This is a genomic window from Synechococcus sp. H55.11, from assembly GCF_047462475.1.
Lineage (GTDB): Bacteria > Cyanobacteriota > Cyanobacteriia > Thermostichales > Thermostichaceae > Thermostichus.
This window is the reverse complement of the sequence record NZ_JANSJI010000053.1, coordinates 1-8,698: the sequence shown is the minus strand read 5'-3', so window position 1 is coordinate 8,698 and position 8,698 is coordinate 1. Positions and strand designations below refer to the sequence as shown.

Here is an 8,698-nt window from a genome sequence, read left to right as displayed (position 1 = left end):
TGCCTAGGATTGAGAAAGCGACCTAGGGCGAGGTCATTGTGGCGCTGCGCGATGAATACGCTCATTGGAACCGAGCCATTATTCAATGGGCAACACTGGGAGTTCCTTACAACACGCCAGTCTACCTTAGTGTAGATCAAAAAGTTTTAGCAGGTCTGGGCCTAGGCACAGTTAAGGATTTCTGCCAAGCCGTGCGCGCCCAGGTGGCAGATGGCAATCGGCTGCAGTTATCGGCTTTGCAAAACCAGGGATCGTCCGAACCGGCAGGGGTGGCCTTCTTGGCGCTGATGGTACTCGCCGCCAACGACATGATGAGAGATGACAAGCTGGATGCCAATGACTTCTTCACCCATTTTTGCCAACGGTTGGAAATACCTGGCGACACCCGTCCGATAGGGATGAAAGCCGGAGATGAAGAAAGCTTGTGGCAGGAGTGGAACCGGTGGCTAGAGGAAAAAGGATGGATTGCCACCGCCAAACCAGGGGAAGGCTCGCGCCGGTATTTGAATTACCCCATTTCCCAGGCCTTGCTGCGGGAGGCGGACACCCAAAAGTTATGTCGCATGTTTTACGAGAAAAAGTGGACTACGGCCCGCAGCGAAACCCAGTTGCTGGTGGATTTGGCGAGCGAAAAGAACCTAAACCAACATCTGGCAGAGCTGCTGGACGACCGCCAGCGACACGAAGTCCTGGGCGCCGAAATCCTAGCCGTCCATCAAGAGTGGTTGGATGCAGGACGCCCGGAACCGCAACGATTTAGCCGAGCGTACCAGCCCCCCACGCGTCTGACTGCAGGGCTGTATCGCACCGAGGATCGGTGGGGGGATCCAGCATACTACCTTTATCCCAAGCTGCCGCGTCACTGGCCAGTTGCAGAGGTGACGGTAGAAAACTTAGGTCGCCTGCGCTTGGAGCGCGTAGGTTGGTTTTACCCCGTTGGCAAGCCACTCTCTGCTGGCGATCTAGCTGAGGGGAGAGCCTGGCCTATTCGCGGCCATGCCCACTTGCGGGAGCTCCAACTGCCGGCTCGAGATTTCTGGGTCTTGGTGCCCGATCCTGAGAACCCTGAGTCCGGTGCTCTAGCCAGTTGGGGAGCGCCCAAACTTGGCAGTCACTTCACTGTGTTGTTTCGGGAAGCCCTGTGGCCGGATTTGCAGCGGCTGCGCGAAGAAAGCCTGCTGCAATGGTCGGGCGAGCGCCAGCCTGCGTTTGCCGAAACTTCTGACTGGTGGGAAATCCAAGAATGTCAGGTGCTGGCCCCCGTATGGGACGGTTTGTTTTTACAACATCCCGAGTTGAAAGAAGCCTTGCAGCCGCGCGATCGCCTGCACATTGCCTTGAGTGGCGGATTACGGGTACCCCAAGGACGGGCTTGGCTGAAGGATCACTTACCACAGGTGACCGTGTACGGATTTCAGCCTACGGCAGCGGTGACCCTGACTGAAGTGGTCACTGGGAACATATACCTTCAAGGAGACCATCGCTCTACCAACCAGCCTTGGGATTTGCCAGCAGACTTACCTCCTGGTACTTATCGAATCCAAGTTCGGAGCGGAACTGCCCACCAGGAACGCTCTTTAAAGATTCTGAATTGGGATGATTTGTCATTAGCTTGTGTAGTAGGAGAATGATCTTATGTCTAAGCTGATTTACTGGCTCTTTCACACTCGTTGCAAGAAATTTAAGCCACAAAAGCTGTTAGAGCACTTACAGAAGCGAATTACTCAAGAAAATTTAGTAGATGTCATATCTCATGTTCGAATTGAGAAAGGTATCAAGAAAAAAGGCGAGTACTACTTCTACTTGGGTATTGATCCGAAGGCACGCCCTGATTGGGAATCCAGACAAAAAGACAATCTTGAGAAATTTCTTAAAACAATAAGCGGTATTAATAAGGCTGCAAGGCAAGAATTTTACTGGGAAGAAATTCGACACATGGTGGGTATCGCCTACGATTTAGAGCAGGATATCCAAACTATAAGGTATTTCGAAGTCAAACGGCTGCCTAAAGTCAACCCATTTCGTTTGGAAACACCTATAGCTGAGTCGGCAGAAAGCGATCGCTCTCGAGCGTGCGAACAACTGCTTTGGTGGCTATCGGCAGCCGGTTCCGGTTCTTGGGAAACCTTTCAAGCCGTATGCGATCGCCTAGACCTACCCCAACCACGTCGGTTGTTGCGTCGGCTACAATTGCTGGGGCATCTCACGGTGGCTCGAGATGGCAGACGCTGGCAGATGCAGCCGCCTTCCTTGCAGCCGGTCGGTGAAAATTGCTACGTGCTGTACGGTCAGCGGAATGCAGCTCTCCAGAAAGATCTTCAGCAATTGGGTCGCCTTAAGGAGATCCCCCAATCTCGAAAGGATGCGCCACCCTGCTGGCAGTTCGAGCTGCAGACTGATGTTGCCACGGCGATCGCCAAGTTGCGAGCCAGCTACCCTACCCTAGGCATCCGCCCGGTCGAGGCTCCTCCCCAGTGGGACAATTGGGTGGCTACACTGGACGTTGTCGATTGGGTGCCACTCCACCGCTATCGGCTGAAGCGTTATGATGGGAGCCACTTCGCAGACGTGCCGACTGCTGAGGAAACAGGTTTCTACGAATTGCATGAGAAGGGATCCCCACAACAGCATGCCCTGTTCTACGACCGCGAGCAAGACAGGTGGTACAGCGGCGAGTGGTACGGCTTACGTTTTTTGGCTTTGACTCGCCTTGCTTCCGAAAACCTATCAGTTAAGTACGACCCAAATAGCCGAGAATTATCGATCCCTATCAGCCAGCGCTGGCCGCTAGCCTACAAACGCTATTTGGTCATGCAATCCGGCTGTTTGCCTTGCTACAGACCTGAAACAGAGGAACTGGTTTATCAGAACATTACGCCAACTGCATGGCAAATCATCGGCGAGCGGCTGCCGCTGCTCGATTTGGAGAAATAGCTAAGGTTTTTGCCCAAAGCCAAGGAGAAATCATGTACGACCTCATCGGCACCTATCAGCGATTGGATCGAATCTATCAGCTTTACATTAAGAGTGCTTTTCCCTTACGGTATCCTGCTCTTAGCGCCGAGCGCGATCGCCACTTGCATTACAGCCCTGATCATCCTCTGCTCAGTGTTCCTCCTCTACTGGAGCCCACACCCGTCTACCCTTCTTCTGGCAAAACCCTCGAGGAAGCAGCAAAAGCTTTACCCACTGGCTATGAAGACTTGGCCCACCTCGGTCGTTCCTTGTTCCCGAACTTACCCCTCTATGAGCACCAATGGCAGAGTTTGAAAGCAGCCATCGTTGATCAAAAGGATATTGTGGTAACGACGGGAACTGGCTCCGGCAAGACCGAGTGTTTTTTGTTGCCAATCCTAGCCCACCTTGCGCGGGAATCCCGTAGTTGGGATCCGATGTCTGAAAGCGGGGATACGTTTTGGTGGCAGGAGGAAGACAATCCAAATTGGGTGCCACAGCGCCAAGAGCAAAAACGACCGGCGGCAATCCGGGCGCTCATTCTCTATCCCCTAAATGCTTTGGTGGAGGATCAATTGCGCCGGTTGCGCAAAGTGTTGGATGGCCCAGAAACCCATGAATGGCTTGATCGCGAGCGGGGTTGCAATCGCATCACCTTCGGTCGTTACACGGGTCAGACCCCCCTCCCCGGCTATCCCACTTCCGATAAGGTCAAGGAATTAGCCCGGCAATTGCGAGAGTTGCAAGCGGAGCAGGAAAAGGTTGCCGTCCAGAGCCAAGACCCAGATTTGAGGTTTTACTTTCCGCGCTTGGATGGAGGAGAAATGCGCTCGCGCTGGGATATGCAAGCGCATCCCCCGGACATCTTGATTACCAACTATTCCATGCTCAACATCATGCTGATGCGGCAAATCGAGGCCGGGATGTTCGAGCAAACGAAAAGGTGGCTGCAAGAGAATCGCGAGCGCAAATTCTTGCTCGTGGTCGATGAGTTGCACACTTACCGAGGGACGCCAGGCTCAGAAGTGGCCTACTTGCTGCGCTTACTGCTGTACCGTTTGGGGCTAACAGTCAACTCAGAACAACTGCAGGTTTTGACCACCAGTGCCAGCTTGGAAGAGGGCGAGGCAGGCCGCAAGTTTCTCCGGGAGTTTGTTGGGCGCGATCGCTTTGTGGTGATTGCCGGGGAACAAGTTCCTCCGGTTCCCAAGGCGCCAGCACAAGTGCGTCAGCATCAAGCTGCTTTTGCTCAGTTTGCCAGCGATGTGCAGCCGGATCCCCTCCAGCCGCTGCGCCCTCTCCCAGTCACTAAAGAAGCCCTGACGAGGCTGGTGCGGGCTTTGGGCAGCGATCCCAGCTTGGGATCCCCAGAGCAGGCTTTGGGGGAGTGCCTCGAGGGACTCAACGTTGCAGATGCGCTGCGGGAGGCCTGTCGGCAGGCTAGCGGCAGCGTGCGCGCCACCCCCATCCAAAAAGTTGACCAGCAACTGTTTCCAGGCGCACCCGTGCCTGCAGGCGGTCTGGTCTCTGAGGCCTTGCGGGGACTGTTGATGGCAACGGCAGTAGCGAAGCGAGAAGATGGGCGATCGCCCCAGCCCGTGCGCGGCCACCTCTTCTTTCACAACCTGCAAGGCCTGTGGGCGTGCAGCAGCCCCAAGTGCAGCGTTGCCCAACGCCCTCAAGAGGACAACCAACCCCCTCCGCCTATCGGTGCCTTACATAGCCAGCACCGCCTCAGTTGCGACTGCGGGGCACGGGTTCTGGATTTGATCGTCTGCGAAGTTTGCGGGGAGGTATTCCTAGGGGGTTATGCTTACTCGTCTGGCAAGTCGGTTATCCTCACTCCCGATCAACCTGATCTAGAAGGCATTCCCGATTTAGTAAGCCTCACCCAAAAATCCGGGAACTATCGCGTTTTTTGGCCCCTCCCCCATGACCCAGAACCTTGGGCGACCGAGCCGCAAGATCTGGAGTGGAGCGCTGGAAAAGTCAAGCGGCGGTGGGTCGAGGCCAAACTCAACCCCGCTACGGGCGAACTCAACAAAGAGAAGACACCTCCTAAAGAAGGCGAGGTTCCTGGCTGGGTGTACCAAGTAGAGGCCGAGAACCAGCCTGCCTTGCCGACCCGTTGCCCGCGCTGCGATACCGATCGCGCCCGCCGCGAAGCCTATCCCACCCCGCTACGTGTGCATCGCACTGGATTTCAGAAAGCCTGTCAGGTGATTGCCGGCGCTTTGTTGCGGGAAATGCCGACGCCGCAATCCCGCAAGCTGGTGATTTTTTCCGATAGCCGCCAGGACGCCGCCAAATTGGCTGCTGGGATGGAAATGGATCACTACCGCGATATGGTGCGCTTGTTGCTGGTGCGATTGGCGCGGGAGTACTGGCAAGACCTGCGGGCTTTTCTGCGCAGCATTTTACCTACCCCAGAGCAACGGCAGCAACGGTTGCGCGGCTATCCCAAGCTGCTGGAAGACGTTGAGCGGATGGCGGAGGATTGGGCGGCACGCAATCGCTTTGCCAATCTGCAGCCTACCCTTGCTACCGAGGCATTGTTTTGGGCGCAGGACATGCCGCCGGCCGATCCTGAGGCACGCCAACAATGGCTAGCAATGCTCGAGTCTTACCCCGGGCAAGTTCCACTCCTCAAGCTTCGACGCACTCTGGCAGACCGCCTCTTACAGTTGGGACTATGCCCTGGTGGTATGTCCTTTAGCGCCCTCTACTATGCCATCAACAAGGATCGGCATCACTGGACGGAGCTTTACAACTGGCAAAACAACCCAATAACACGAAGAGCCGACCGCCCGACTCCAGAGCAAGAAAAACACCTGGACAAGCTCAATGCCTACTTGGCCGATGAAATGATGTTCGCGCTGTTTGCCCATGCGGTCAGAAACACTGAGTCTTTTGGCCAGGGCTATGTTACGGCTAAAGTCCCTCCGGAACTGCAAGAAGTTGTGAGTGCTGTCATCCGCCAACTGGGAGTTCGCAAGCAGCATCGATTCTCCAAGTACTACAGGGTTGATTCTAATCGGGAACTGCCGAGGTGTGTGGTTCGATACCTGGAAAGGTTAGAAGAGCAGGGCAAGCCAGGACTGAAATCGCAGATTGAGGGGGAGTTGCGCAAGATCGGTAGCAGTAGCTCGGACGGACTGGTTTTGGATCCAGATTGCCTCTACCTCGTGCCTGTCTCTCGCGAAGGTCTTCAAGGCTACCGCTGTCCTCAGTGCAGCGCCTTTTACTTGCATGCCGCGGGGGGATGGTGCCCGGAGTGCAGCGGCGGCCACAACACCAGCCGACACTCTGACCCGCAGGTCATCCGATTGCAGCCGAGCAGCTTGCCGCGCGACTTGGACTACTACGCCTACCTCTCCGATCCTGACAACGAACCGTTTCGGATGAATGCTGCCGAATTAACTGGCCAAACGGACAAAGAGGATCGCCTCAGACGGCAGCGCTGGTTTCAGGACGTATTTTTGGAAGGGGAAATACCGCTGGCTCAGGGCATTGATTTGCTGAGCGTGACCACCACCATGGAAGCTGGGGTAGACATCGGCGGGCTGTTGGCGGTGATGATGGCGAACATGCCGCCGCGGCGTTTCAACTACCAGCAGCGGGTGGGACGGGCTGGGCGGCGCGGCGCCGGGGTTTCCTTGGCGATTACGTTTTGCCGAGGCCGCAGCCACGACGATTTTTACTTTCAGCGCCCTGAGGCTATTACCGGCGATCCGCCACCTCCCCCTTACATCGATCTGCGCAGCCGTAGTATTGCCCAGCGCGTCATCGCGAAAGAGGTTTTGCGACAAGCTTTTCAGGAAGTCTCACAACAAGATCTATCCGCTGCAGTGGATCTCGAAGACGTGACCAGCATCCACGGGGAATTTGGCCTAGCCGAAAACTGGCCAAAGGTGGAACCATCGGTTCGCAACTGGATTGCTAGCCATGACCAAGAGATTCGAACCGTGATTGCTCAACTTTGCCAGCAAACTCATCTCTCGGTTGACGAGCAACAAGCCTTACATCGCCACATCCGCGAGGAGTTGGTCGATAAGATTAACGAGATTGCCGCTTCCAACGCCTACAGACAAACTCAACTCAGCGAGCGTTTGGCCAATGCCGGCATCTTACCCATGTTTGGCTTTCCCACGCGGGTGCGATTGCTCTACACTCGCTGGTCAGCTAGCCAAGGCACCATCGATCGTGACTTGGATACGGCGATCGCACAATTTGCCCCCGGCTCAGAAATCGTCAAAGATCGGGCGGTACACACCGCCTGCGGGCTGGTGGAGTTGGCGCCTCACAAAAGAGGCGTGCAATCGCGTCCCGGTTTGGTGCCACCCCTTGACCAACCCAACCGCTGGTTGGGATTTTGTCGCAACTGCCAAGCCATGATCGAGAACTACCAACCTCAGCCGCCCCTTTCTTCTCCTCCTGCGTTCAAGCCGGCGGATCAAACTTGCCCTGTATGCGGGCAACCCACCCTCCGCTGTATCGATGCCCGTGAGCCGACAGGCTTTTTCACCAACTTGGAGCCGCGGGATTTCGACGGTCAATTTGAGTGGCAACCCCGCGTTAGCCGGCCCACCCTGGGCGTGCCTGAGCTTGAGCGCGAAGCGAAGACTGGTAACGCTCACCTGCAGGGTGGCAGCGGCAACGTTCTAATCGTCAACGATCGCGGCGGCGATGGTGGTTTCCGGCTGCAAGCGGCGGAAGTTTTTGGCCAGAAGCAGGCGGGAGCCTATGTCTGCCTCGATCCCTATTCGCAAGCCCAAGGGGAACAAGTCAAAGGGATCGGCCCTACCTATCGAATTGCCTTGCTGTCCAAGCGACGCACTGATGTGCTGCTGGTCGGCTTTCAGACTTGGCCAACTGGCGTGTTTGCCGACCCAAGGACTTTGGAAGGGCGAGCAGCTTTGTATTCTTTTGCGTTTTGGTTGCGGGCGGCTGCCTGTGCTTTTCTGGATGTGGATCCTGACGAGTTGCAAGCCAGCTTTCAGACCACAGCAGAGGCCGGTCGAGTGGTGGGAAGAGCTTTTCTGTTTGATAGGCTGGAGAACGGCGCAGGGTACTGCCTCCACCTTGCCCAGCCGGAAGTTTTCTCGAAGCTGCTGGAACGGGAGAGCGTAGCTCAACCCAATAGCTTAGCCGCCCGTTGGCTGCAGCACCAAGAGAGCTGCGACACGTCTTGCAACAACTGCTTGCGCGATTATTACAACCTGGTTTACCACGGGCTGTTGGACTGGCGGCTGGCCTTGGATATGGCTCGCCTCCTGCGAGATGCTGAGGCGCCGGTCGATTTGCAAACCCCTTGGGGGGAAGGTCAGGAGAATCCTTGGCGGCGCCTGGTGGAGCGAGCACTGCCGCCGCTGCTGGAAAACTTAGGCTTCCAGAGAGCGCCTCAGGACTTTCCGCTGCCGGTGTGGACGGGAAATAAAGGACGGGAAGTGCGGATCGTGCGCCATCCCCTCTGGACTGACGGGCACCCTATCTGGAAACAAACTTTTGGGCAGGTTCAGCAAGCTTATCCCCAGGCCAACATTCAGGCAATCAATCCCTTCTTGACCCTGCGGCGACCGGGGGATGTCTTGGCGAAGACAACAAAACCTACCCGCTCTAAGCATTCATAAACCTGAAAGTTCAAATAGGTGTGCAGCTGGCTTGAGAATAGCTGTTCGCTGGCCGCAGTTCTAGAGTCGGCTGGAGACGAGCAGCAAATAGTTAAGCTAGCTACAAAATCTCT

3 protein-coding genes are annotated in these 8,698 nt (G+C 56.0%); all 3 read left to right on the top strand.

The window, feature by feature from the left end:
- Positions 1-38: 38 nt before the first annotated feature.
- Genes NW853_RS02245 through NW853_RS02235 form a run of 3 tightly spaced genes read left to right on the top strand, consistent with a single transcriptional unit; the run spans position 39 to position 8,585 of the window.
- Positions 39-1,631 (top strand): hypothetical protein, encoded by a 1,593-nt coding sequence (locus NW853_RS02245; protein WP_414347511.1) that lies wholly within the window; start codon positions 39-41, stop codon positions 1,629-1,631.
- Positions 1,632-1,635: 4 nt separating this feature from the next.
- A complete protein-coding gene (locus NW853_RS02240; RefSeq protein WP_414347508.1) occupies positions 1,636-2,934 on the top strand; it encodes a hypothetical protein in 1,299 nt (432 codons plus the stop codon).
- A 32-nt stretch (positions 2,935-2,966) separates the two neighbouring features.
- A complete protein-coding gene (locus NW853_RS02235; RefSeq protein ID WP_414347506.1) occupies positions 2,967-8,585 on the top strand; it encodes a DEAD/DEAH box helicase in 5,619 nt (1,872 codons plus the stop codon).
- Positions 8,586-8,698 lie beyond the last annotated feature (113 nt).